The organism is Nocardia sp. NPDC050799, assembly GCF_040654015.1.
Taxonomy (GTDB): Bacteria; Actinomycetota; Actinomycetes; order Mycobacteriales; family Mycobacteriaceae; genus Nocardia.
Genome location: NZ_JBFAHF010000014.1, coordinates 1 through 25,004, shown reverse-complemented (window position 1 = coordinate 25,004; position 25,004 = coordinate 1). Strand labels below are relative to the sequence as shown.

Here is a 25,004-nt window from a genome sequence, read left to right as displayed (position 1 = left end):
AAAGTAAACCGGCGGTCAGGGATTCTTCGACACGGGTAGCGTAACCGATTACGACAGCCCGGAACCCTGTTTCCAAATTTCCCTGATGGACAACGAATCCGTGTTCATCGGAAAGGTTTCCGCCATGCGTTCCAGTAGAATCCGGCGTAGTGCCGCACTCATCGGCCTGATGGCGCTGACGGCCACGGCCGTCCTCGGCTGCGGCGATTCCACCGACGATGCCGCCGCCGCCACCTCGGCTCCGGCGGCCACCAGTTCGGCCGCGCCGGCCTCGGCCTCCCCGGAGGTCCAGAAGGAGATCACCGACGCGTTCATCACCTTCTTCGACGGGAAGGCGCCGGCCGCCACCCGGGCGGGGCTCGTCGAGAAGGGGGACGCGTTCGCGCCGATGCTCGAGGGTATGGCCGCCGACCCCCGGGCCTCCGGAACGAGTGTGACCGTCTCCGCGGTCCGACTCGTCGACGACAAGACCGCGGAGGTCACCTATACCCTCCTGCTGGGCGGGAATCCGGTGCTGCCGGACCAGCTGGGGCAGGCGATCGAGGAGGGCGGCACCTGGAAGGTCGCGGCGATGACGTTCTGTTCGCTGCTGGCCGTCCAGGGCAGCGGTGCGCCGAGTCCGGCGTGTAGCTGATCGTCGCTCGCCCGCACTGTTCCCTTCATCGGAACATCCGTCCCGCGCGGTGATACCGCGCGATGGATCCGACCGGGCTCGGGTGCCGCGTATCCATTGCGCAGAATCGATACGCCGCCCGGGCCCGCGGCGGTCACATCGATGTCGTGACAGTGCCCGAGTGGTGAAGGGGTGGTGGCCGCGGAGCGTGGGGCTGAGGGGAAGCCACCTCGGGTGCCGAGGCCGACCCGGATCCTGGATACCCCGGTAGGTAGCCAGGCGCGGGCTGTTTACCGGATTTCTATCCGTTCAAATGCTGCGAATTCACCCTTACCCCAGAGTGTCCCGGGCTAAGCTCGCCGCGGCATCTGCGGCAAACCATGTTTTCCGGAGCTGCGCTTCATCACTCTGCAGAAAGACGAATCGATGTCACGAAGACACCGGGTAGCGCGTATTGCTGCCGCGGCCGGGATCGCGCTTGCCCTGACCGCGGCCACCGGCTGCGGTAATTTCCTCGGCCCGGACAACTGTTATGTGCTACCCGCGGCGGATACTCCCGGAGCGGCCGAGAAGTCGGCGACGGCAGCCGGAGCCGAGGCCGGTGTCGCGGCAGCGGAGTCGCCGGCCGTCGCGAGTGCCGCCATTGTGGGCGCCTACACGACATTCTTCGCCCCGGCCACCTCGACCGCGGACCGTATCGCTCTGGTGGAGCGCGGTCCGGATTTCGAAACCGAGATCTCGGGAATGGCGAACCATATCCGCACGGCACTCACCACCGTCGAGGTCACCAATGTGGTATTGGTTCAGCCCGGGAAAGCCGAATTACGGTTCACCCTGAGCATTTCCGGCAGTCCGGTGGTGGACGGACAGGTCGGCCACGCGGCCCGCGAGGCGGACGGCTGGAAGATAGCGGCCTCCACCATGTGCGGCCTGGTCGCGATCTCCGGGGGAGTATCGCAGGCCTGCGCCTGAACCCACCCGCGACCCGGTAGCCGGAGCGCCTCGTACGGGGGTCGATGAACCGGGCCACCGAGCCACCGCCCTGGTGCGCCGACCAGGGCGAGACGGCGATTCACAGATGCGCGAGCCGCGGCGCGTACCCCAGATCGCGGAGAATCGCGCCGGCCTCCCGGGTGAGGTCCCGGGCACTGCCGAACAGTCCGTCGAGGACCAGAGCTCGCTTGTAGTGACGGTGGAACTCGTGTTCCGCGGTGAAGCCGATACCGCCCAGCACCTGCTGGCAATGCCGGGCCGTCAGCAACGCCGCCCGGCCCGCGGCAGCTTTCGCCAGCAGGGCGGCGAGCGCCTCGGAATCTTCGGGGCGGGGACGGTGCAGGTCCGGATGCGCCGGGTGGTGGGCATCGCCGGGCGATACCGCGAGCGCGGCCTCCGCGCCCTCGACGGCCACCAGGGATTCGGCCAGGCGATGCCGGACGGCCTGGAATCCCGCCACCGGCCTGCCGAACTGATGCCGCTCGAGCGCGTGCCGCCGGGCCAGTTCGAGCATGACCCGCGCCGACCCCACCAGCCACCAGCCCAGTGCCCGGCGTGCCGCGTTCGTCGCGGCGTCCGGCAGTGCCCCGGCGGTCCCATTGGTGTCGTTCGTACGCGCCAACGGCAGTTCGGGATCGACGAGTTCCGCCGTGCCCGCGGGTCGTTCGTCGACCCAGCGCACCCAGGCGCCGCCGGTGAACGGTAGCGGTATCCGCTCGCCGAACGGCCGACCCGCCGCGTGCGCGATCACATCATCGAGCAGCGGGGCGTGGGCGCCGGTTTCACCGAGCAGCCGGAAGACCAGGGGGACGGCGCTCTCGGTGATATCGGCGGGACCGGTGAGCAGGTCGTGCCAGCCCAGTTCGCACAGCGCCGGATACAGGCCGGCGCCGGGGGTCGCGCTCATCGTCTTGCGGAGCGTATCGGTGAGCAGAATCTGTTCGTCGGCGTCCACCGCTCACTCCTTCCCCAGGTCGAGCAGGCGGCGGGCGATGATGTTGCGCTGGATCTCGGCGGTGCCGCCGTAGATGGTCGCCGCGCGCGAATACAGGAATTCCGAGCGCCATTCGGTCTCGTCGAGTTCGACGACACCCGGGAGCAGATCGCGCGCGGTATCGAACAGTTGCTGTTCCGCGGTCGCCAGCAGCACCTTGTCGACGGAGGTGTCGGGTCCCAGCGCGGCGCCGCCGGCCAGTCGCCGCTGGGTGGCCCGGGACCGGCAGCGCGCGGTGTGCAGCGCCAGGTAGGCGGCGCCGAGATCGGCGTCGTCACCGGCGGCGGTCTGATCCAGGACCCGGTCGAGCCGGGTGAACAGGTGGGCGATGCGATGCCAGAAGCAGGTGGAGCGCTCGTACGGCAGCAGATCCATGGCGACCCGCCAGCCGTCGCCGGGCCGGCCGAGCATCCGCTCGGCACCCACCACCACATCATCGAAGTACACCTCGGCGAATTCGTCGACGCCGTGCATGGTGCGCAGCGGTCGTACGGTGATCCCCGGGGTGTCCATATCGACGAAGAACGCGGTGATCCCGTCGTGTCCGGGGCCGGTGCGGGTCAGCAGGACGCAGCGGGCGGCGAACTGCGCCAGGCTGGTCCACACCTTCTGGCCGTTGATCACCCAGTCCGTCCCCCGCCGGTCGGCCCGGGTGCGCAGGGAGGCCAGATCGGAGCCCGAACCCGGTTCGGAGAAGCCCTGGCACCACTGTTCGCTGCCGTCGAGCAGCCGGGGCACCATCCGCGCGGCCAGCTCGGGCCGGGCATAGGAGATCATGGTGGGGGCGAGCACCTCGACCATGGAATAGATACCCGGTTCGGCCAGGCCGCGGGTGGCGACCTCCTCACCGAGCACCGCCCGCAGCAGCGGTTCGCCGCCGAGCCCGCCGACGGTCTCCGGCCAGCCGTACCGCATCCAGCCGCCGTCGTAGAGCGCCCGCCGGACCCGGGCCAGCTGCGCGACCTGGGCGTCGAAACCGGGCTCCGGCCCGGGGGAGAGGTCGTGCTCGTCCAGCCAGGCGCGCAAGCCGGACCGAAACTCCTCGACTTTCGCTTCCGCCTCCGGGCCTGACTCGCTCATGCTGTGCCGATCGGGTATGAGCGAGGGCCCTGCGTGGTCACGCTTCGCTTCCGCCTCCGGGCCTGACTCGCTCATACCGCCGGCCGCTCGAAGGCGTGCGGGATACCGGAATCGTGGATGCCGCTGCGCCGGATGAAGGTCATGGCACGGGTCCGCAACCGCCACCCCTGCTCGGTGCGCAGATAGGTGTCGCTGTAGTAGCCGATCCGCATATCGTGGCTGGACTGCTCCACGAAGCACAGCGGCTGGGTTCCGGTTCCGGTATCGCCGTCCAGCTCGATGAGCGGGGTGCCGGTGAGGAACAGTCCCTTGGGCGCGGCGTCCACGAGTTCGGGGAACACGTCGAGGGTGTAGCTGTCACCGAACGCGCTGTATGTGCCGTCGGGAGTGAATACGCCGACCAAACCCTCGATATCGCCCTTGGTGATGGTTACCGCGTACCGGGCGAGCAACTGCTGGATCTCGATCAGGTCATCGATTGCCGCCATAGACCTTCCCGCCTTTCATGACGAACCGCACCTGCTGGGTGACAGTGATATCGGCCAGCGGATCGCCGGGTACCCCGATCACATCCGCCAGCAGTCCCTCGGCCAGCCGGCCGCGATCGTTCACCTGGATCAGGTCGGCCGCGGTGACCGTGGCCGCCCGCAACACCGACAGCGGGTCCATGCCGCGCTCCACCAACGCCACCAGTTCGTCGGCATTGCGGCCGTGCGGAATGGCCGGTGCGTCGGTGCCGACCGCGATCTTGACCCCGGCGTCGAAGGCCGCCTTCACCGAAGTACGTGCCTTCGGGAACATCTCGGCGGCCTTGGCCTGCAACTCCGGGGCGGCCTTGGACACATCCATGGCGTCGGCGAGGCGAGTGGTCGGCACCAGATAGGTGCCGGCCTGCACCATCATATCGATGGCTTCGTCGTCGACCAGGAAACCGTGCTCGATACAGTCGATGCCGGCCCGGACCGCTTCCTTGACCGCCTCCGCGCCGTGGGTGTGCGCGGCGACGCGCAAGCCGCGCCGATGTGCCTCGTCCACGATCGCGCGCAGTTCCTCGGTCGAATAGTGTTGTGCGCCCGGAGCACCCGTCAATGACATGACCCCGCCGGAAACGCAGATCTTGATCAGCTGGGCGCCGTGTTTGATCTGGTACCGGACCGCTTTGCGTACCTCGTCGACGCCGTTGGCGATGCCCTCCTCCAAGGTCAGCTGGAGGACATTCGGTGCGAACGCGGCGAACATCGTGGGATCCAGATGCCCGCCGGTGGGGGTGATGGCATGGCCGGCCGGGACGATACGCGGTCCGTCGATCCAGCCCGCGTCGATCGCTTTACCGAGCGCCACATCCAGGAGATAACCGCCGGTCTTGACGAACAACCCGAGGTTGCGCACGGTGGTGAACCCGGCGCGGAGGGTGCGCCGGGCATTGCCCACCGCGCGCAGCATGCGCAGTGGTGGATCATCCTGCACCGAGGAGACGAGGCCGGTTTCGCCCCGCCCACCCATCAGCAGGTTGACCTCCATATCCATCAACCCCGGGAGCAGGACGAGATCGCCCAGCTCCACGATTTCACCCTCGGGTTCACCACCGACTCCGACGATCCGATCACCCTCGACGCGCAGGATGCCGGGCCGGACGATCTGGCCGGTGTCCACGTCGAGGAGACCGGCAGCGCGCAGAGTCAGCATGCTCACACCACCGGCTCCCGCACGATATCCAGGTAGGCCGCACCGCTGTCGGGCACCCGGGGCTGCTTCCAGACCTCCACCGGGAACGACGCCATCACCAGCGACTGCAGCAGATGGAACAGATTGCGCGCGTCATCGGGCAGGTCGTCGAGGTCGAACCGGTCGCAATAGGCGATGGCGTCCTCGAGCCGCGCCATACCGGCGTCGTAGAACTCCTGCATCTCCGGCATCGTGGAAGCCAGCCGTTTGGCATAGCGCTCGGGTTCGGTCGGCAGGATCCAGTCCTCGAACCGGGCCAGATCGGCGAATTCGGCCGGCAGTTTCGACTCAGTTGCCATTGCGGTACTCCTCGACTTTCTTCTGGGCGGTCTTGTGCAGGTGGCGCAGCAGGATCTCCTGGTCGTTGAGCGGGAAATCGGTGACGGTGCGGGTCGCGATCATCGTCTGGGTGGCCTCGAGGGTGTTGGCGTCCTGCAACGCGTATTCCTTGAAGGTCACCCCGGCCAGTTCCTGGGCCAGGCGTTCCCGGGCGTTCTTCGCGGGCACGAAGTACAGATTGGCCTCGAAGACGTGCTTGTTCACCGCAGTCGGCCAGTAGTGATAGGTGAGATACCAGCCCGGCGCCCAGAACAGCAGCGACATATTGGGCCAGATCTCGAACTCGTCCACACCCCAGGCTTTGTGGCCGCTGGGGTTGATACCCACGGGCAGCGGGTCCAGGCCCTCGATATCGGGCCGGTCCCACGGTCCGAACAGGCCGCTGCGCAGGATTCGCTCGATCGGCTTGACCATGTTCAGGTCTTTGGGCGGTGCCATCCCGCCCCACGACGAGATCATCGAATGCGGTGCCTGGATGTCGTAGTGCAGGGCCTCGTAGCCGTAGCCGGCGAGTTTGTCCGCTTCGTCCTTCACTGCCTGCTTCATATGCAGGATCGGCGCGTGGTAGAACTCGGCGAATGCGTCGATGAACAGTTTCCAGTTGCTGCCGACCTCGGCCTTGTAACTGAACACCTCGGTCATCTCGTGGAAGGGATAGCCTTCCAAGCCCTTGATCATCGGGCCGAGGAAGGTGGTCAGCGGTTCGGCGTCGGCGTCGAGGTTGACGAAGACGAACCCCTCCCACACCTCGCAGCGCACATCCTTGAGGCCGTAGTCGGCGCGGTCGAGGCCGAAGAACTCCTTCTCCTGCTGGACGAAGGTCAGCTCGCCCTCGAGGCTATAGCGCCAGGCGTGGTATTTGCAGGTGAACTGTTTGCAGAAGCCCGAGGTCTCCTCGTTGGGGAAATCGTCCCAGACGAGTTTGTTGCCGCGGTGGCGGCAGACGTTGTGATAGGCGTGGATCTGGTCGTCGTTCCCGCGCACGATGATCAGCGAGGTACCCGCGGAGGGGAGTTCCTTGGTGAAGTAGTTGCCCTTGCGGGGCAGGCGCTCCACCCGGCCGACATTGAGCCAGGTGCGCTTGAAGATCGCGTTGCGCTCGTCCTCGTAGAACTCGGGGTCGATGGAATCGCTGTAGTCGACCGGTTCGGTGCCCAGGTCCGGGTAATGCTCGGTCCAGCTACCCGCTGCCGGTTTGTTGAAGTGTGCCAAGGGATTACCTCTCGTACTCGGATCGGACGCCGAAGGTGTTGAAGGCCGCGGCGAGCGTGTTGTAGGTGCCGATGGTGAAGATCAGGTCCATGCGCTGCTGTTCGTCGAGGTGTGCGCACAGCGCGTCCCAGGTGGCGTCGGCCAGATTCGACTTTTCGTCGAGCTCGTCGACCGCCCGCAGGATCAGCTGATCGAGCGCCGCGGTGGCCTCGCCCCGCCGGACCGCCTCGATCTCGGCTGCGGTGATGCCTTCCGCGAGCGCGGCTTCCCGGTGGTGGTTCCACTCGTAGATACAGTCCCGCCGGTGCGCGACCCGCAGGATCGCGAGCTCACGCAGGCGGGCCGGCAGCGACGACCGGAACAGCAGATGGACGTTCAGGGTCAGGAACGCCTTGGTGAGCTCCGGATGCCGGACCAGCGTCGACAGGGCGTTGCTCGCCGATTCCGGATTGCGCAGCCGGCGCGGGAGCATCACCCGGAGCGCGGCGTCGACTTCGTCGTCCCACTCTTCGGCGGGTAGCGGCGGTACACGCATCGCGCCTCCTCTCGATGAGAATGGTATTCTCGATTTCGGATAATAGGTTTCCATGCGGCGGCCCGTTAGTCAACGCGAGGGTCTACGGACAGGTCGTGGGCACTGTGTACACCGGGGCCTGTCGGCGTTCGGGTGCTGCGAGCTATGGGTTCGGACCTCCTGTGTGCCCGGAAAACAGGATATTGATTCTCGATTAGTGAGAAGCTAGTTTTCACTCACTGAGAGCTATGGATACGGCCCGGCCGCCCGGGAAGTCTCGCCGCGGAACTCGGTGCGCGGGCGGACGCTGTACCGCCCGATCACGATCGGCCGGCCGATGGGGCCGGCGCAGAAAGGACCGTCGTGAGACCGAAGCGAATAGCCGCCGGCCTGATCGCCGTGGCATTGCTCGCCACCGCCGGTTGCGGAGGCCGTACCGGAACCGAAACCGGGAACACCTCGTCCGGTGATTCGGTGGTCGCCGATTTCGGGGACCTGACCGGTGTCTGCCAGGACGGCGATGCCGCCGGGTCGCCGACCCAGGGCGTCACCGACACCGAGATCACCGTCGGCGTCTTCTCCGATGTCGGCTATTCGAAGAACCCGGAATTCGTGGACGCCGCCAAGGTGTTCACCTCGTGGTGCAATGCCGCGGGCGGGATCAACGGGCGCACCATCACCACCGGGACCCACGATTCCAAGGTGATGGCGGTACGGCAGAAGATGGTGGAGGCCTGCCGGACCGATTTCGCGCTGGTGGGCGGCGGCGCCGGGCTCGACGGTCTCGGTGTGAAGGAACGCCTCGAGTGCACCCTGCCCGATATCCCGGCGCAGGTCTCCCAGCAGCCCAACCTCGGCGCCGACCTGCAGGTGATCCCCTCACCCAGCACCTATGCCCACTACGACCCCTACAACGCCTTCCGTCGGTGGCTGACAACGGAGGCATACCCGCAGTCGGCCGGCGCGGTCGGGATCATCAACGGTGACTCCCCGGTCACCAAGGTCCTCGGTGACAAGGCCGTCGAATCGCTGAAGGCGATGGGCGCGAACGTCGTCTACAACGAGCTGTACCCGGTGGGCGGGGTGACCGACTGGACGCCCTACGCGCAGGCCATCAAGAACAGCGGGGTCCGCGGGCTGATCTGGTACGGCGAGGACGCGCCGCTGGCCAAACTCGAGGAGAAGCTGACCTCGATGGACTACAAGCTCGACTGGATCGACCCGAACAACAACGCTTTCCGGCCCGACTACGTGGAGTTGCTCGGGCGTTCGGCGAGTTACCAGAACAACCTGGTCGACTTGGGCGGTGTGGTGCCGCCGCAGCTGGCCGGTGAATCGGCGGCCATGCAGCAGTTGCAGGACCTCTATCAGAAGTACGCGCCGGACGCGGTGATCACCCTGCCGGCCGTCCGTGCCTTCTCGGCCTGGCTGCTGTTCGCGAAGGCGGCGAGCAGTTGCGGTGCCGAGCTGACCCGGACCTGCCTGATCGAGGCGGCGCAGAAAGAGAACGCCTGGAACGGGGGCGGGCTGCACAGCCCGAACGACCTCACCAACAAAGACGCTCCGCCGACCTGCTTCAACGTCATGCAGGCGACGCCGGACGGCTGGAAGCCCGCGGAATTCGGTGCCGACAACGGACTGTTCCGCTGCAACACCCCGCCCTACCGCTACACCGGTGACTACGGCGAGCCGATGACGCTCGCCGATGTCGGCAAGACCATGGCGGACGTCGAGTAATCGATCATGGATCAATTTCTCGCCTTCGGGATCGTCGGGCTGAGCACCGCCGCCGTCTATGCCGTCATCGGCAGCGGTCTGGTGCTCACCCATACGACGACCGGAATCTTCAACTTCGCGCACGGCGCCGCCGGTATGATGGCGGCGTTCTCGTACTGGCAGCTCACCGCCGGGTGGGATGTCCCGGTCCCGGCCGCCCTGGCGATCGTGCTGCTGGTGCTGGCGCCGCTGTCCGGTCTGCTGGTGGAGCGGGCACTGCGGGCGGTCCAGGGTCTCGGTGACGCGGAGAAACTGGTGATGACGGTCGCGCTGCTGAGCGGGCTCATCGCCACCGCGCGCTGGATCTGGAATCCGATGCAGGCCCGCACCCTGCCCACCTTCTTCGCCGAAACCGAACCCCTCCGGATCGGCTCGGCCACCGTCACCTGGCATCAGGCGCTCACCATGCTGGTGGCGGTCGCCGTCGCGGTGGGTCTGCGGGTGCTGCTGTTCAACACCCGCACCGGGGCGGAGATGCGGGCCACCGTCGACGATCGCGCGCTGGCCGGTCTCACCGGCGCGGACCCGATCCGGGCCAACCGGGTCGCCTGGATGCTGGGCATCGAATTGGCGGCCGTGGGCGGCATTCTCATCGCTCCGACGGTGTCACTGGACGCCGCCACGCTGTCGCTGCTCATCGTCAGCGCCTACACCGCGGCCATCTTCGGCCGCCTGCGCAGTCTGCCGATGACCTTCGTCGGCGCGATCGTGGTCGGGCTGATGGAGAGCTACCTGACCGGATACCTGCCGCAGCACGAGTATCTGCCGGGGCTGCGACTGGCCGCGCCGGCGCTGTTGCTGCTGATCGCGCTGCTGCTCTTCCCGCACGGCCGGTTGCGCGGCCGCGACCGCAAACTCAGCCCGGTGCCCACCCCGTCGCGCGGCGGGGCGCTGTTCTTCGCCGGCGTGATCGCGCTGCTGGGCCTGATGGTCGCCACCACTCTCGGCGAAAGCGATCTGATCGCCTACGGTCCGATGTTCGCCTTCGGTGTCATCGCGCTGTCGTTCGTCCCGCTGTCCGGTTACGCGGGACAGATCTCGCTGGCACAGCTCAGCATGGCGGGTATCGGTGCCGTCGCCTACGCCCATCTGGCTCCGGACGGTCAGTGGTGGGGGTTGCTCGGGGCGGTGCTGATCGCGGCCGTCGCGGGGGCGCTGGTCGCGGTCCCGGCGCTGCGTTTGTCCGGGGTGTACCTGGCCCTGGGCACCGCGGCCTTCGCGGTGATCCTGGACCGGTGGATCTTCACTCTGCCCGCGTTCGAGATCGGCGGCGTGCGGATCGCGTTCTTCGACCAGGGTTCGGTGGAAGTGGCCGGAGTGAATCTGTTCGGGCTGAAACTGGAGGAGACAGCGCAGATCACCGTCTTCGCGGCGGTCTGCCTGGCACTGGCCACCCTCGGCGTCGCGGTGCTGCGCCGCGGGCGCTTCGGCCGCCGGCTCATCGCCCTGCGCGACAGCGAGGCCGCCTACGCCACCCTCGGCGGCAACCTGCTGCTCGCCAAGGTCGCGGTCTTCGCGCTCAGCGCGGGCCTGGCCGGGTTGGGCGGCGCGCTCTACGGCATGCAGATCGGCTCGGTGACACCGGAACAGTTCAATTTCGTGGCCGGTATGCCGATCTTCCTGGTCGCCGTGTTCGCCGGACTCGGTGCCCTGGGCAACGGGCTGTTCGTCGGCGTCGCGCTCTACGGGCCGCTGCTGGCGGTCCCGGTGCTCTTCCCGTCCACCGAGAACCTGATCCATGTGATCCCGGCACTGGCCGGTATCGCCTTCGGCGGCGGGGTGGTGAGCCACGGCGCCGTGGCGCGGATGCGGGAGGGTTTCGAGGCGGCTATCCGCAATCGGGTGGCCCTGGCCGCCATGATCGGTATTCCGGTGGTGCTGTGGCTGCTGCGGCTGGCCGGTGCCATCGACGGCTGGATCCTGTTCTGGGGCTCGGTGCTCGGCGTCTTCGCGGTCCGGATCCGGGCGAACAACCGGGAACAGCGCGCCACCGCGAGCGAACCGGATGTACCGGTCGAATGGTGGGGTGTGAAACGCCCGTGGCGCGCCGCGGACAAGGAGGTGCTCGACCATGCCGTCACTGCTGCACGTTAGCGATGTCACCGTCACCTTCGGCGGCCGGCGAGCCCTCGACGGCGCCGGGCTGCGCGCCGAGGCCGGGCAGGTCACCGGCCTGATCGGCCCGAACGGAGCGGGGAAGAGCACCCTGTTCGATGTGATCTGCGGATTGCGGCGTCCCGCGGCGGGCCGGGTCCGGCTGGGTGAGAAGGACATCACCCGGCTGGCTCCGGCGCGCCGGGCCCGGCACGGGATGGCACGCACCTTCCAGCGGCTCGAACTGTTCGGCCGGCTCTCGGTCCGCGACAACCTGCTCGTGGCCGCCGAACTCGGCCCGCACCGGCGACGCGCCGCGCAGCTCACCGACGAGATCATCGACCGCCTCGAATTGGGCGCCCGCGCCGGCGATCTCGCCGACGCCCTGCCCACCGGACTGGCCCGGCTCGTCGAAGTGGGCCGGGCGCTGGCCGTGCGGCCCACGCTGCTGCTGCTCGACGAACCCGCTGCCGGGCAGGACAGTACGGAAACGGACCGGTTCGCCGGGCTGCTGCGTTCGGTCGCCGCCGACGGCACCGCCGTGGTGCTGGTCGAACACGATATGGGCCTGGTGATGAACGTTTGCGACCACGTGTACGTCCTGGATCTCGGCACGGTGATCGCCGAGGGAACTCCGGAGCGGATCCGCGCCGATGAACAGGTCCTCGCCGCATACCTGGGGGCCGCATGACCACCCTGCTGGAACTACGCGGTATCCGCGCCGCCTACGGCGCGATCACCGTGCTGCACGGTGTCGATCTGAGCGTGCGGGCGGGCGAGGTGGTCGCGCTGCTCGGCCCCAACGGCGCCGGTAAGACCACCACGCTCTCGGTCGCGGCCGGGGTGCATCCGGTCGCGGACGGGGAACTCCGCCTCGGCGGTCGCGTGGTGAACGGCGTCGACCCCCGGGATCTGGCACGCGCCGGGGTCTGCCTGATCCCGGAAGGCCGGGGCATCTTCCCGAACCTCACCGTGCGCGACAACCTGCTCCTGATGACCTTCACCGGCCGGCCCCGCGCGCACATCGAGGAGATCGCCTTCACCCGCTTCCCGATCCTGGCCCAGCGGGCCGGACAGACCGCGGGCACGCTCTCCGGCGGCGAACAGCAGATGCTGGCGCTGGCGCGCGGCCTGGCCACCGATCCGGCCGTACTGATGCTGGACGAATTGTCCATGGGGCTCGCGCCGCTGGTGGTGGGCCGTCTCTACGAGCAGGTCGCCGAGATCGCCCGGCAGGGCGTCGCGGTGCTCGTCGTCGAACAGTTCGCCGCCGCCGTATTGGATATCGCCGACTCCGCCGCCGTCCTGGTGCGCGGCCGCGTCGAATATCAGGGCCCGCCCGATCAAGGGCTCCGCAACGAATTGGCCACTCTCTACCTAGGAAGTTCCGCATGACCGAATCGACCCGGGCCGACCGTTTCGTCGCCGAGCTCGCCGAACTGAAGATCCCCGACCCCGCCGCCGGCCGCGGCGCGCTGTGGTTGCGCGCGGGCGGGGCACTGCTGATTCTCGGGCCGGTGGTGACGGTGCTGGCATATCTGATGTCGCACAACACCTCCGACGCGCTGGTCCAGCGCGACGCGCTCGTCATCGCCCTGGCCGGGGTGGCGCTGAGCATCGTGGGGGCGGCGCTGTTCCTGCGCTACTCCTTGACCGGGGTCCTGCGGTACTGGATGGCCCGGCAGTCCTACGACCTGGCCCAGCTGGCCGAACGGTTGCACGGGGCCACAGAGAAGGAATCCGGTGCGGTCACGGTGCCACAGCGGTGAGAGCTTGCGGCCTACCGCGGTGTATCGCCAGAGGGCCGATATCGGCATCGACGCGGCGTTGCGCGTGGCGCCGGGGCGGTGATACCTGACGAAAACTCGCCGGTCTCGCAGCGGCGAACCGTTCTGGGACCGAGTGGTCGACCGCTCCGGAGGAACCGCTCCGGCCACGGCGGTGAATCGCCCGGGCAGAGCCGGTGGACCGGTCCGGATCCGCGGCGGTGGACCGGTCGGGGCAGACAGTGGGACGTTCCGTCTCAGCGGTGACCCGATGCGGGCGAGGGGACCCGCCGGCCGCGACGGCGGTGCAGGTATACACCGCGGTCGACCGCGCCGGGCCACCGCGGCGGGGCCGGGTACGCGTTTGCGATGCGGGGCCGCGGTCCGGCGACGACGAGAGGGAGTTGATGTGTCCGACGGTATGAGTTTCGAGCTGAGCGAGGATCAGCGGCTAATCCGCGACTCCGTGGCCGAACTGGCCCGGAAATTCGACGATCAGTACTGGATGGAGAAGGACCGGGAACACGAATTCCCCACCGAGTTCTATCGTGCCATCGCCGACGGCGGCTGGCTGGGCCTGTGCATTCCCGAGGAGTACGGCGGGCACGGCCTCGGGATCACCGAGGCCTCGATCCTGGCCGAACAGGTGTCGCGGTCCGGCGGCGGAATGAACGCCGCCACCTCGATCCATATGTCGATCTTCGGTATGCAACCGGTGGTGGTGCACGGTTCGGCGGAACTGAAACAACGCACCCTGCCGCGGGTCGCCCGCGGTGACCTGCACGTCTGCTTCGGGGTCACGGAACCGGGCGCGGGCCTGGACACCAGCCGGATCACCACCTTCGCTCGCCGCGACGGCGACCACTACGTGGTCAACGGCCGCAAGGTCTGGATCTCCAAGGCGCTGGAGTCGGAGAAGATCCTGCTGCTGACCCGCACGCAGAAGTACGAGGATGTCGAGAAGAAGACCAGCGGTATGACGCTGTTCCTCACCGATATCGACCGCGACCACATCGATATCCGGCCCATCCCGAAAATGGGCCGCAACGCGGTGTCCTCCAATGAGCTGTTCATCGACGATCTGCGGATACCGGTCGAGGACCGGGTGGGGGAGGAGGGCCGCGGGTTCGAATATCTCCTCGACGGCCTGAATCCCGAACGGATGCTCATCGCGGCCGAAGCGCTCGGGCTGGGCCGGGTCGCGCTGGACCGGGCTGTCCGGTACGCGAACGAGCGTGAGGTCTTCGGGCGGCCGATCGGCAAGAACCAGGGGATCCAGTTCCCGCTGGCCGATTCGCTGGCCCGGCTGGACGCGGCCGAACTCGTACTGCGCAAGGCGACCTGGTTGTACGACCAGGGCAAATCGTGCGGTCGAGAGGCCAATACCGCGAAATACCTCTGCGCGGAGGCAGGCTTCGAGGCCGCCGACCGGGCAATGCAGACGCACGGTGGAATGGGCTATTCGGAGGAGTACCACATCTCCCGGTATTTCCGGGAGTCGCGGGTTATGCGGATCGCACCGATCAGTCAGGAAATGATCCTCAACTATTTGGGGTCGCACGTATTGGGAATGCCGAGGAGTTACTGATGGCAGCGAACAACGGTTTGTTCGATCTGACCGGCCGCACGGCCCTGGTCACCGGGGCGGCCGGCGGTATCGGTTCGGCGGTGGCCCGCGCGCTGGCCGCCCAAGGGGCCGCGGTACTGGTCACCGACCTCGACGGCGGCGCCGCGGGCGCGGTCGCCGAGAAGATCACCGCCGACGGCGGCACGGCACAGGCGTGCGCCCTGAACGTGGCCGACCCCGAATCCGCGGTGGCCGCCGCCCGGCAGGCCGCCGAATTGGGCGGCGGGACGGTCAACATCGTGGTGAACAATGCCGGGATCACGGCGCCGGCCATGTTCCCGAAGACCACGCCGGACTCCATGCGCAAGATCTTCGATGTGCACGTGCTCGGCACGTTCAACTGCAGTCAGGCCGCACTGCCCTACCTGCCGTCCGACGGCACCGGCCGCATCATCAACGTGACCTCCTCCGCGGGTCTCACCGGAACCCTCGGCCAGGTCAACTATTCCGCCGCCAAGGCCGGGATCATCGGCATCACCAAGTCGCTGGCCCGGGAACTGGCCCGGAAGAACATCCTGGTGAACGCGCTCGCCCCGCTGGCCGCGACCCCCATGACCGAAACCATCCGCACCGACGAGAAATTCGCGGAGCAGATGCTCAACCGGATACCGCTGCGCCGCTGGGCCGAACCCGACGAGGTCGCGGGCGCATTCGTCTTCCTGGCCTCCGATGCCGCGTCGTTCGTGACCGGCCAGGTGCTGCCGGTCGACGGCGGCATGGTGATGTGATGGCCACCGCCGGACCGCTGGCCGGAGTGCTGGTGGTGGCGTTGGAACAGGCGGTATCGGCGCCCATGTGCACCCGCACCCTCGCCGATTTCGGCGCCCGGGTGATCAAGGTGGAGAACCCGGCCGGCGGTGATTTCGCCCGGCACTACGACGATGTCGTGGCGGGCCAGGCAGCCCATTTCGTCTGGGTCAACCGGGGCAAGGAATCGGTTACCCTCGACCTGAAATCCGGCCGGGGTCTGGCGGTGCTGCACGAACTGCTGACCCGCGCGGATGTGCTGGTGTCGAATCTGGCGCCGGGCGCCACCGCGCGGCTCGGCCTGGCCCCCGCCGATCTGGCCGGACGACATCCACATCTGCTCGCGCTGGAGATAGACGGTTTCGGGGCGGGCGGCCCGCTCTCGCACAAACGCGCCTACGATCTGCTCGTCCAGGCGGAGTCCGGGGTGTGCTCGGTGACCGGGCGCCCGGGCGAACCGGCCAAACCCGGACCGGCGGTGGCGGATGTGACCACGGGACTGTATGCGGCACTGTCGATCGTGACCCAGCTGTGCGGACGATATCGGGAGACCGGTACCACCGGTGGCTCGATCAGTATCAGCCTCTTCGACACCATGGCCGAGATGATGGGCTACCACCTGAACTACACCCGGCACTCCGGGGTGGAGCAGCAGCCGCTCGGTATGAGCTCGCCCGCGGTGGCGCCGTACGGCGCCTATGCCACCGGGGACGGGCAGACCGTGGTGCTCGGCACCACCAACGACCGGGAGTGGCAGCGGCTGGCGCGGGAGATCCTGGGCCGCCCGGATCTCGCCGGGGACGACCGTTTCCGGAGCAATTCAGACCGGGTGCGCAACCGTGGGCTGCTGGACGAGGCCATCGGCGACTGGTGTGCCCGGCACACCCTGGCCGAGGTGCAGAAGGCGGCCGACGAGGCCGGTATCGGCAACTCGCGGTACAACACCGCGGCCGAGATGATCGACCATCCGCAACTCACGGCCCGCGATCGCTGGCGTGCGGTGGACAGCCCCGGCGGGCCGGTGCCCGCCCTGCTGCCACCGGCCGTGATCGCCGGTTTCGATCCGCCGATGGGCGCGGTTCCGGGACTGGGCGAGCACACCGACGCCGTGCTGCGGGAACTGGGCCGGTCGGCGGCGGAGATCGACGGGCTGCGCGCCGACTCGGTGATCGGGCCCGCATACCGGGCCGTGGGCGCGGGGGAGCGACAGTGACGAACGGCGAGCCGCCCACCGGCGAACCCGAGCTGCTGGTGGCCGACCGGGCCGGAGTGCGGACGGTGACCCTGAACCGGCCGCACCGCAAGAATGCCATGACCTGGGCGATGTGGCGGGAATTGGCGGATGTCCTGCGCGATACCGGCGGCGACCGGTCCGTGCGCGCGCTGGTGCTCACCGGCGCCGGGGGCGCATTCTGTTCGGGAGCCGATATCTCGGTGCCCGATGCCCGGCACCCGATGGACAAACTGCGGATCTTCACCGATCTCGCTCTGCAACTGCACGAACTGCCGGTTCCCACCGTCGCGAAGGTGACCGGAGTGGCGGTCGGCGCCGGATGGAATCTGGCCCTGGGCTGCGATCTGGTGGTCGCCACCCCCGGGGCGACATTCGCGCAGATCTTCGCGCGGCGCGGGCTGTCGGTGGATCTCGGTGGCTCCTGGTTGCTGCCGAAACTGGTCGGCCTCCAGCAGGCCAAACGTCTGGCCCTGCTGGCCGAGACCGTCGACGCCGCACGCGCCGAGGCGCTGGGATTGGTCACTTGGGTGATCACGGACGCGGAGATAGACGCGTTCACCGCGGATCTCGCGGACCGGCTGGCGGCCGGGCCGCCGGTCGCGCTGGCGCAGACCAAGGCCTTGCTGAACGAGGGTGCAGACTCGACATTACGAGAGGCTTTGGCCGGCGAGGCCCGGGCCCAGGGAGTCAATTTCGCCACTGCCGACGCGCCGGAGGCGTACGCGGCCTTCGCCGGGAAACGCACACCGCGTTTCACCGGCGCCTGGTCGCTGCCCCCGGCCGGCGGCGAGAAAGAGAGCGGGTAGATGCGGGAAGCAGTGATCGCCGGCGCGGTGCGCACACCGGTCGGCAAACGGAAGGGCGGCCTGTCGAGTGTGCACGCCGCCGACCTGTCCGCGGTGGTGCTGCGGGCCCTCGCCGAACGCACCGGCGTCGACCCGGCGCTGATCGACGATGTGGTGTGGGGGTGTGTGTCCCAGGTCGGCGATCAGTCGAGCAATATCGGCCGGTACGCGGTACTGGCCGCCGGCTGGCCCGAATCCATCCCCGGGACCACGGTGAACCGGGCCTGCGGGTCGAGTCAGCAGGCCTTGGATTTCGCGGCGCAGGCGGTGCTGTCCGGTCAGCAGGATCTGGTGGTGGCCGGCGGGGTCGAGGTGATGAGCCGGGTGCCGCTGGGCGCCGCCCGCGCGACCGGACAGCCGTACGGCCCGGCGGTGCTGGCGCGTTACGAAGATTTCTCCTTCAACCAGGGAATCTCGGCCGAACTCATCGCCCGGAAATGGGGTTTCACCCGGCCGGTGCTCGACGAGTACTCCGCGCGATCACACGAGCTGGCGGCCGCCGCCCAGGACCGGGGCGCGTTCGAGGAGCAGATCGTCGCGGTCGACGCGCCCGCCGGGGAGACCACCGAGGGGGGAAAGGTCACCGCCGACGAGGGGATCCGCCGCGGTACGACCGCCGCGAAGCTGGCGAATCTGAAACCGGCGTTTCAGGACGACGGCGTCATCCACGCGGGTAACTCCTCCCAGATCTCCGACGGCGCCGCGGCCCTGCTGGTCACCACTTCCGAGAAGGCCGCCGAACTCGGCCTGACCCCGCTCGTGCGCTACCGCGCGGGTGCGGTGGCGGGCGCCGACCCGGTGCTCATGCTCACCGGTCCCATCCCGGCGACCGAGAAAGTGCTGCGCAGAACCGGGCTCACGGTCGCCGATATCGGGATCTTCGAGGTGAACGAGGCGTTCGCGCCGGTCCCGCTGGCCTGGCAGGCCGAAACCGGCGCCGATCCGGAGCGGCTCAACCCGCTGGGTGGTGCCATCGCACTCGGACATCCGCTCGGCGGTTCGGGCGCGGTGCTCATGACCAGGATGATCCATCACATGCGGGACCACGGGATCCGCTTCGGCCTGCAAACCATGTGCGAGGGCGGCGGCACCGCCAATGCCACCGTCGTCGAACTCGTCTCCTAGGAAGAACATGCGTCGCGATCTGTTCACCGCCGACCACGAAGCGTTCCGGGATCTGGCGCGCGAGTTCATCGAGAAGGAGGTGGTGCCCCGGTACCCGGACTGGGAGAAGCGGGGGCAGATGCCCCGCGAGGTGTTCCGGCGGCTGGGTGAACTCGGTCTGCTCGGTACCGCGATCCCGGAAGAGTACGGCGGGATGGGGGTCCGGGACTACCGGTACAACGTGGTGTTGCAGGAGGAGGCCCAGCGGGCGCTGGTGACCCTCGGTACCGTGCGCACCCAGCTCGACGTGATCCTGCCGTACCTCCTCGGGTACGCCGACGCGGCGCAGCGGCAACGGTGGTTCGCCGGACTCGCCGACGGGAGCCTGCTCACCGCGATCGCGATGACCGAGCCGGGCACCGGGTCCGATCTCGCCGGTATCCGCACCACCGCGGTCCGCGACGGCGACGACTATGTGCTCAACGGAGCGAAAACCTTCATCACCGGCGGTCTGCTCGCCGATCTGGTGATCGTGGTGGCCCGCACCGCGACCGATCCGGACAACCGGCGGGCGGGCCTGACCCTGCTGGTGGTGGAGGACGGGATGCCCGGTTTCGAGCGGGGCCGGGTCCTGGACAAGATGGGATGCAAGGTGCAGGACACGGTGGAGCTGTCGTTCACCGATGTCCGGGTACCGGTGGCCAACAGGCTGGGGGAGGAGGGTGCCGCCTTCGGCTATCTCGGCCACAACCTGCCCCAGGAGCGGATGACGGTGGCGGTCGGGTCGGTGGCGCAGGCGCGGGCGGCGCTGCGCGCCACCATCGATTACGTCAAGGAACGCAAGGCATTCGGGACGCCGGTGGCGTCGTTCCAGAACACGAAATTCGAACTCGCCGCGATCTCCGCCGAGATCGAGGCCGGGCAGACCCTGGTGGATCGCGCGGTGCGGGATCTGGTGGACGGGCAACTCTCCGGTGCGGACGCCGCCCGGGTGAAACTGTTCGCCACCGAGACCCAGGCCCGGGTCGTCGACCGGTGCCTGCAGTTGTTCGGCGGTTACGGCTACATGATGGAGTATCCGATCGCCCGGCTCTACACCGATGCCCGGGTCGCGCGAATCTACGCCGGGACCAGCGAGGTCATGAAAGTTATCATTGCCAAGGACCTTGGTTTGTGATGTATAGCACACTTAATATTTCGATGAGACGTGCATCACATATTGCCGTTCGACCCTACTGTTTCAGCAGTTGGTTTATCGAACGGAGTACCCGGTGATCGGTTCACGGGATGAAGACAGTGCGGCTGATTGCCCTCCGGACACCGAAACCGTGGTCGGCCCGGGGCTACGTCCGGTCGACTTCATGCGCGCGCACGCCCGCCGTCACCCGCTGCGCCACCGGCTGGCAATCGTCGCGCCGAACACCGTGGACGCGGTGCGGTATGCGGGCGGGTTCATCTTCGACCGCATGATGGGCGGCTGGGAGGTGGTCGCCGTGCTCACCGAACACGACGATGTGCGCCCGCTCGAGATCCTCGGCGCGACCGTTCTGGACCTCACCACGGCCATGGCCTCGCCGGTACACGACACCTGGCCGGAGAGCGTGCTGCTGGCGCCGGACGTCTTCGTCTCGAACGAATGGGTTCGCAGAGGTGCCATCGACTGTCTGGACAAGGGACTGGTCGAACTCGCGGTCTGGGGCGACGAGCTGCCCGCCGAACTCGCGTGCCGGGTCCTGTCCGCCCACCACCCCCTCAGTTCCGCGGCCCGGGCATTCAAACGATGCGCCCTCGGGGCGGCCGGGGTGCCGGAACAGGCCCGCGAGGATATCGAGGTCTTCCACAGCGGTGAGGTCCTGCTGGCCGATCTCCGTGGCCGCCAGGCCCTGGTCCGCGCGGTCTGAACCGCGCGGGCCGGGTCCGGCGGCGCCGGTCAGGAATCCCCGGCGCGGAAGCGTTCGGCGAATTCGGAGAGTTCGTCCTGCTGTTCGGCCGGATCGGTGGCCGTAGCGCTCACGACCACCCGGGTCACTCCCTGAGCCGTGAAGGCGGCCAAGCGCTCGTCGGTCATATCCAGCCCGCTCCACCGCGTGTACTCGAGCAGGCCGGGATCGCGTCCCGCCGCCGCCGCGGTCGCGCGGGCCAGTTCCCACTGCGCCGCGCGCTCGTCCGGGAGCAGCGCACCACCCGCGAAATACCCGTCGCCACGCAGCCCGGCCCGGCGTGCGGCGGCCGCGCTGGAACCACCGATGTGCACGGGCAAGGTGTGGGCGCCGTGTGGTTTGGGGAACTGGACCAGGTTCTCGAAGTCGAAGAATTCGCCGTGATGGCTCACCCCCTCCTCGTCCCCGGACCACAGCAACCGCAGCACATCGATCGCCTCGTCGGCCCGTCGCCCGCGCGTGCGGAAATCGACGCCGGCCGCGGCCGCCTCGGCCGGCAGTGTGCCCAGCCCGACGGACAGCAGCCGCATCCGCCCCTTCGACAGCACATCGATCGTCGCCAGCTGCTTGGCCAGCACGACCGGATGCCGATAGGGCAGCAGTAGAACCCCGGTACCGAGCAGCAGCCGGTCGGTGACCGCGGCGACGAAGGCGAGAGTGTCCAGTGGGTCGGTGAAGGGCAGGGCGGGTGGTACCTCGAAATTGTGCAGTGTCGCCCCGGGATACAGGACCAGATGTTCGGGCAGGTACAGCCCTTCGAATCCACAGGCCTCGGCATGCCGCGCGTAGGCGGCGAGGCGATCCGGATCCGCACCGAAATGGGCGGTGCTGTAACTGACTGCGAACTTCATCATGTTCCTTCCGATGCCCGTGCCGCGGGCCGGCCGACCTGCCCGCGGGGTTCCCGTGACGTCTCGTCGACGACGACCTCACCCGATGAACCTGCCGGGCCGCCGCGAAAATTCCTGCCCGGCAAGCGCTCAGGGCAGAGGCCCGTGGTTTCCAGGCCGGGAAGACCGACGACTTCGCGGCGCAGGTTGCCGGGGGTCGGCTCACTCCCGCGGCGGCCGGCATGGTGTGGGGCGAGGCCGAGCGCGTCGTTTCCGCATTGGACCGCGGCGATTGCTGGTGGATTCCGCGGTGGCAGGATTTGCGGCCCTGAGCCCGGCCGCGGCCGCGCTCTGTGACGCTATTCAGGGGTCCGGAAAGTCTTCGGAAGATCTGGTCCCGCCCGGACAGGACCTCGTGCCGGCGACCGGTGGACCGCAATCCGTGGGATCGCCGGGTAACCGGTCGATGTGTCACCGTTACCGGATGCGATCCAGGTAGTCCTTTCGCTGCGCTGGGTCGTAACCGCCGTACTCGGTGCCGCCTACGAAGCGTTTGAGCCACCACAGGACCGGGGTGGGCGTCAGTTCTTCGATCAGGCCCATCGGGGCGAGCCAGCGGGGCACGGTCACCTCGCCGCGGCCGTGGCGGGCGCTGTCGGCGATGGCGGTAGCGACCTGCTGGGGTGTGAGCGTGGGCTGTAGTCGCAACCGCACCCCGGAGGTGAGGTCGGTATGGGTGGCGGCGGGCAGCACCGTGGTGACGGTGACGCCCGAGCCCGCGAGTTCGGCGCGCAGCGCGCGGGAGAAGGCCACGACCCCGAACTTGGACGCGCAGTAGGTCGCGATCCCGGGCGTGGTGATCTTGCCCGCCATGGACGCGACATTGACGATGTGCCCGCGCCGCCGCAGCCGCATCCCGGGCAGCACCAGGTGCACGCCGGTGAGCACGGCGCCGAGGTTTACGGCGAGTTCGCGCTGCATCGCGGCCAGGTCCTGGTCGGCGAAACCGCCCATGAACTGGACACCCGCATTGTTGACCAGCATGTCGATCGGGCCGTCTTCTTCCGCGGCGGCCAGGAAAGTACGGAAGCTGTTCTCGTCGGTGACATCGAGAACGTGGGCGCCGGCACCGATCTCGGCGGCGGTCTGTTCGGCGGCCGGTAGATCGCGATCACCGATCCACACCCGGGCACCGCGGGCGATCAGGTTCTCGGCGGTGGCCCGTCCGATCCCGCGCGCCCCGCCGGTGATGCAGACCCGGGCGCCGCGCACCTCGATCACAGCGGGCTGCCGATCGGCTCGCGCAGCGCGAAGTAGGCGATGAGCCTGATCGCGCCGTTGTTCATCCGTAGCAGTGCCCGGCCGAGGTAGACGCCGGGAATCACCTCCACGATCTCGTCGCGGGTCCGCGCGATGGGGAAGGTCCGGATGCCGGGATTGCGGTATTCGGGTACCGCGTAGTCCAGGGCGCGCACGGTCTTGTCCGGTTCGATCCAGCTCGGGGCGAGTGCGTGCGCGAAGTCGAAACCCTCCATCTCGGCGCCGACGCGGCGCAGGCCGCGGTAGCCGGCGGTGATGACCGGCATCACGAAACGGGCGATCGGTGAAAGCCTGTTCCAGCCGACCCCGCCGGCCGGATCGAAGGTCTTGCCCCGCCAGGTCGGGTCGATACGCAGCAACGGGTTCGCGAGCCGCGCTTCGGGGATCCCGAAGAGCTTCCCTACGATCAGGCCCTCCATCTTCCCGTCCGGTCCTTCGGGTGCGATTCCCGCGTCGAACACTTCCGCGAGTCCGGCGTGATCCGCACGCGCACCGAGACCCGCGAGGTAATCCCACGCCTGCGCACGAACCGAAACCGGATGTGCCGTCGCTCGGTCCCGCAGCTCTTCGCACATCGCGCGCGGCGCCGATATTTGTTGTTCCCACTGTGTCGTCATCACTCACTCCAATCTGGTACGTTCCTGTACCAGTTTATTTGGTACGGAACTGTGCCAGATATGTGGAAGGTGTGTCAACGGCCCGACAGCGGAAATGGGAGGATGACAGTGTGCCGACCGCTGAACGGAAGTACGCGGGAGATTCCGCAGCCACGCGGACTCTGCGCCGGCGCGGCACCCTGATCGACGTCGCGCTCACCGAAATGGCCGAGAATCGTTGGCGCACGGCGACGGTGGAGGCGCTCTGCCGGTCGGCCGAACTCAACAAGCGCTACTTCTACGAAAGCTTCGACGGTCTCGACGCCCTGGCCGACGCGGTCATCGAATCGATCGCCGCCGAGGTGGCCGAAGCGGCCGTGGGTGGTTACGTCCCGCTGCTCGACCGGCCGGTGCGGGAACAAGCCCGGGGCGCGATCGCCGCCGTCGTCGATACCCTCGGTAACGATCCGCGCAAAGCACTCGTCCTCCTCGGCGGTGTCCCCACCACCCCGGTGGCGCACGAGAAACGCACCGCCGTCATCGCGGGACTCACCGCCGCGTTGATCGCGCACGCCCGCACCACCCACGACCTGTCACTCGAGCAGGACTCCCTGGCCTCCACCGCCCCCGCCTTCGTCATCGGTGGCACTGCCCAGACGATCCTGTCCTGGGCCGGTGGGGATTTATCGGTCACCCGCGACCGCCTCGTCGAGGACATCACCGCGCTGTGGATGATCCTGGAGCGCGACGCCACCGGGCTGGCCCGCTCACGGCTCGCCGGTTCCTCCGCCGACCCGGCGTGACGCGGTATCCGCCGACGAGCTCTTCCGGACGGGCGGCTGTGGCGGGCCGGGGGTTGCCGCCGGTGGCGGGTCCACGGTCGTCGCTTCTCGGCACCGCTGCCTGGCTGCTGGCCACCCGGCCCGAGCTCGCCGCGACCTTGCGCACCGAGCCGGACCTGATCCCGGTCTTCGTCGAGGAGGTCCTGCGGCTGGAGTCCCCGTTCCGGGGGCACTACCGGCATGTGGTGGCCGACACCACTCTCGGCGGGGTCGAGCTGCCCGCGGGATCGCATCTGTATCTGCTGTGGGGGTCGGCCAATCGCGATCCCGCGGTCTTCGACCGCCCCGGGGAGATTCTGCTCGAGCGCCGCCGCGGGCATCTCGCCTTCGGCCGCGGGATCCACTTCTGCGTCGGTGCGGCGCCGGCCCGTATGGAAGCCCGCGCGGCGATCGGCATGCTGTTGCGAAGGACCCGCGATTCCGCGCCGTCGACCCCGCGCCGAGCTGGGCGCCGAGCCATCTGGTGCGCCGCCTTTCCCGTCTCGATCTCACTCTGGCCTGACCGACGCCCGATAGCGCGCCCAACGCCGCCGAGAGTGTCAGAATTTTTGTGGGCGGAACAGTGACCGTTCCGTTTAATTCCCAGTTATCCGCTCACCATAAAACAGCGCGAGCGTGTTGAGTATATCCTTCCACCCAGCGATCTTTCCAGTGATATTCGGACGATTCTTCAACGGATTTCGTATGACCAGGTAGAGAACCTTGAGTGCCGCTTGCCCATTGGGGAAGTGCCCACGCCGCCTGGTTGCCTGCCGGAACCGGGAATTCAGGCTCTCGATGGCATTCGTAGTGTAGACAAGCTTCCGGATGGGT

General features: G+C 68.2%; 26 protein-coding genes and 1 pseudogene. 16 read left to right on the top strand and 11 right to left on the bottom strand.

Annotated features, from left to right (window positions below; all coding sequences use genetic code 11):
• Positions 1 to 85: 85 nt before the first annotated feature.
• Both AB0H42_RS16310 and AB0H42_RS16305 read left to right on the top strand, forming a co-directional pair.
• On the top strand, positions 86 to 634 hold the full coding sequence (locus AB0H42_RS16310; protein WP_357056116.1) for a hypothetical protein: 549 nt from the start codon (positions 86 to 88) through the stop codon (positions 632 to 634).
• Positions 635 to 1,039: 405 nt separating this feature from the next.
• Positions 1,040 to 1,585: a hypothetical protein gene (locus tag AB0H42_RS16305; RefSeq protein WP_357056113.1), complete on the top strand. Its 546-nt coding sequence runs from the start codon at positions 1,040 to 1,042 to the stop codon at positions 1,583 to 1,585.
• A gap of 100 nt (positions 1,586 to 1,685) precedes the next feature.
• Here AB0H42_RS16305 and AB0H42_RS16300 read toward each other — a convergent pair whose 3' ends face one another.
• The 7 genes from AB0H42_RS16300 to AB0H42_RS16270 all read right to left on the bottom strand — a co-directional run bounded on the left by AB0H42_RS16300 (position 1,686) and on the right by AB0H42_RS16270 (position 7,491).
• Complete coding sequence (locus tag AB0H42_RS16300) at positions 1,686 to 2,513, bottom strand: acyl-CoA dehydrogenase family protein (RefSeq protein ID WP_357056486.1); 828 nt, start codon at positions 2,511 to 2,513, stop codon at positions 1,686 to 1,688.
• 51 nt (positions 2,514 to 2,564) lie between these two features.
• Entirely contained in the window at positions 2,565 to 3,680 is a 1,116-nt protein-coding gene (locus AB0H42_RS16295; RefSeq protein WP_357056110.1) for an acyl-CoA dehydrogenase family protein, read from the bottom strand.
• Positions 3,681 to 3,751: 71 nt separating this feature from the next.
• The gene (locus AB0H42_RS16290) at positions 3,752 to 4,168 is read right to left on the bottom strand and encodes a nuclear transport factor 2 family protein (protein ID WP_357056107.1); all 417 of its coding nucleotides are present in this window, start codon (positions 4,166 to 4,168) and stop codon (positions 3,752 to 3,754) included.
• A complete protein-coding gene (locus AB0H42_RS16285) occupies positions 4,152 to 5,366 on the bottom strand; it encodes an amidohydrolase family protein (protein WP_357056483.1) in 1,215 nt (404 codons plus the stop codon). Before AB0H42_RS16285 ends, AB0H42_RS16290 begins: the two co-directional genes overlap by 17 nt.
• A gap of 2 nt (positions 5,367 to 5,368) precedes the next feature.
• Positions 5,369 to 5,704, bottom strand: coding sequence for a hypothetical protein (locus AB0H42_RS16280; RefSeq protein ID WP_030521075.1), 336 nt, complete (start codon positions 5,702 to 5,704; stop codon positions 5,369 to 5,371).
• Positions 5,694 to 6,956, bottom strand: a complete 1,263-nt coding sequence (locus AB0H42_RS16275; protein ID WP_357056104.1) for an aromatic ring-hydroxylating dioxygenase subunit alpha — start codon at positions 6,954 to 6,956, stop codon at positions 5,694 to 5,696. The genes AB0H42_RS16280 and AB0H42_RS16275 overlap by 11 nt, the downstream gene beginning before the upstream one ends.
• 4 nt (positions 6,957 to 6,960) lie before the next feature.
• Positions 6,961 to 7,491 carry a carboxymuconolactone decarboxylase family protein gene (locus tag AB0H42_RS16270; RefSeq protein WP_357056101.1) on the bottom strand — a complete coding sequence of 177 codons (531 nt, stop codon included), beginning with the start codon at positions 7,489 to 7,491 and terminating at the stop codon, positions 6,961 to 6,963.
• Positions 7,492 to 7,833: 342 nt separating this feature from the next.
• Between AB0H42_RS16270 and AB0H42_RS16265 the strand changes: the two genes are divergently transcribed.
• The 12 genes from AB0H42_RS16265 to AB0H42_RS16210 all read left to right on the top strand — a co-directional run bounded on the left by AB0H42_RS16265 (position 7,834) and on the right by AB0H42_RS16210 (position 20,564).
• Entirely contained in the window at positions 7,834 to 9,207 is a 1,374-nt protein-coding gene (locus AB0H42_RS16265; protein WP_357056098.1) for an ABC transporter substrate-binding protein, read from the top strand.
• 6 nt (positions 9,208 to 9,213) lie between these two features.
• Positions 9,214 to 11,340, top strand: a complete 2,127-nt coding sequence (locus tag AB0H42_RS16260; RefSeq protein ID WP_357056096.1) for an ABC transporter permease — start codon at positions 9,214 to 9,216, stop codon at positions 11,338 to 11,340.
• A complete protein-coding gene (locus AB0H42_RS16255) occupies positions 11,318 to 12,031 on the top strand; it encodes an ABC transporter ATP-binding protein (protein ID WP_357056093.1) in 714 nt (237 codons plus the stop codon). Before AB0H42_RS16260 ends, AB0H42_RS16255 begins: the two co-directional genes overlap by 23 nt.
• Complete coding sequence (locus tag AB0H42_RS16250; protein ID WP_357056090.1) at positions 12,028 to 12,735, top strand: ABC transporter ATP-binding protein; 708 nt, start codon at positions 12,028 to 12,030, stop codon at positions 12,733 to 12,735. Before AB0H42_RS16255 ends, AB0H42_RS16250 begins: the two co-directional genes overlap by 4 nt.
• Positions 12,732 to 13,109 (top strand): hypothetical protein, encoded by a 378-nt coding sequence (locus AB0H42_RS16245; RefSeq protein WP_357056087.1) that lies wholly within the window; start codon positions 12,732 to 12,734, stop codon positions 13,107 to 13,109. The genes AB0H42_RS16250 and AB0H42_RS16245 overlap by 4 nt, the downstream gene beginning before the upstream one ends.
• A 418-nt stretch (positions 13,110 to 13,527) precedes the next feature.
• Positions 13,528 to 14,694, top strand: coding sequence for an acyl-CoA dehydrogenase family protein (locus AB0H42_RS16240; RefSeq protein WP_357056480.1), 1,167 nt, complete (start codon positions 13,528 to 13,530; stop codon positions 14,692 to 14,694).
• Positions 14,694 to 15,461 carry an SDR family NAD(P)-dependent oxidoreductase gene (locus tag AB0H42_RS16235; protein ID WP_357056084.1) on the top strand — a complete coding sequence of 256 codons (768 nt, stop codon included), beginning with the start codon at positions 14,694 to 14,696 and terminating at the stop codon, positions 15,459 to 15,461. The genes AB0H42_RS16240 and AB0H42_RS16235 overlap by 1 nt, the downstream gene beginning before the upstream one ends.
• Positions 15,461 to 16,693, top strand: a complete 1,233-nt coding sequence (locus AB0H42_RS16230; protein ID WP_357056081.1) for a CaiB/BaiF CoA-transferase family protein — start codon at positions 15,461 to 15,463, stop codon at positions 16,691 to 16,693. The genes AB0H42_RS16235 and AB0H42_RS16230 overlap by 1 nt, the downstream gene beginning before the upstream one ends.
• A complete protein-coding gene (locus AB0H42_RS16225) occupies positions 16,690 to 17,520 on the top strand; it encodes an enoyl-CoA hydratase-related protein (protein ID WP_357056078.1) in 831 nt (276 codons plus the stop codon). Before AB0H42_RS16230 ends, AB0H42_RS16225 begins: the two co-directional genes overlap by 4 nt.
• Entirely contained in the window at positions 17,521 to 18,684 is a 1,164-nt protein-coding gene (locus tag AB0H42_RS16220) for a thiolase family protein (RefSeq protein ID WP_357056075.1), read from the top strand.
• Between the two features lie 7 nt (positions 18,685 to 18,691).
• Positions 18,692 to 19,840, top strand: coding sequence for an acyl-CoA dehydrogenase family protein (locus tag AB0H42_RS16215; RefSeq protein ID WP_357056072.1), 1,149 nt, complete (start codon positions 18,692 to 18,694; stop codon positions 19,838 to 19,840).
• Positions 19,841 to 19,934: 94 nt separating this feature from the next.
• Positions 19,935 to 20,564, top strand: coding sequence for a hypothetical protein (locus AB0H42_RS16210; protein WP_357056069.1), 630 nt, complete (start codon positions 19,935 to 19,937; stop codon positions 20,562 to 20,564).
• Between the two features lie 29 nt (positions 20,565 to 20,593).
• Here the strand turns inward: AB0H42_RS16210 and AB0H42_RS16205 are convergent, their stop codons facing one another.
• From AB0H42_RS16205 to AB0H42_RS16195, 3 genes are all read right to left on the bottom strand, one after another.
• A complete protein-coding gene (locus AB0H42_RS16205; RefSeq protein WP_357056066.1) occupies positions 20,594 to 21,454 on the bottom strand; it encodes a TIGR03619 family F420-dependent LLM class oxidoreductase in 861 nt (286 codons plus the stop codon).
• A gap of 456 nt (positions 21,455 to 21,910) precedes the next feature.
• Positions 21,911 to 22,714, bottom strand: coding sequence for an SDR family oxidoreductase (locus AB0H42_RS16200; protein WP_357056063.1), 804 nt, complete (start codon positions 22,712 to 22,714; stop codon positions 21,911 to 21,913).
• Positions 22,711 to 23,370 (bottom strand): hypothetical protein, encoded by a 660-nt coding sequence (locus AB0H42_RS16195; RefSeq protein WP_357056060.1) that lies wholly within the window; start codon positions 23,368 to 23,370, stop codon positions 22,711 to 22,713. The genes AB0H42_RS16200 and AB0H42_RS16195 overlap by 4 nt, the downstream gene beginning before the upstream one ends.
• 110 nt (positions 23,371 to 23,480) lie before the next feature.
• Between AB0H42_RS16195 and AB0H42_RS16190 the strand changes: the two genes are divergently transcribed.
• Positions 23,481 to 24,152: a TetR/AcrR family transcriptional regulator gene (locus AB0H42_RS16190; RefSeq protein WP_357056057.1), complete on the top strand. Its 672-nt coding sequence runs from the start codon at positions 23,481 to 23,483 to the stop codon at positions 24,150 to 24,152.
• 62 nt (positions 24,153 to 24,214) lie between these two features.
• The gene (locus tag AB0H42_RS16185; RefSeq protein WP_357056054.1) at positions 24,215 to 24,757 is read left to right on the top strand and encodes a cytochrome P450; all 543 of its coding nucleotides are present in this window, start codon (positions 24,215 to 24,217) and stop codon (positions 24,755 to 24,757) included.
• Positions 24,758 to 24,868: 111 nt separating this feature from the next.
• On the opposite strand, the pseudogene AB0H42_RS16180 reads toward AB0H42_RS16185, so the two are convergent.
• A pseudogene (locus tag AB0H42_RS16180) lies at positions 24,869 to 25,004 on the bottom strand (transposase); the annotation flags it as partial.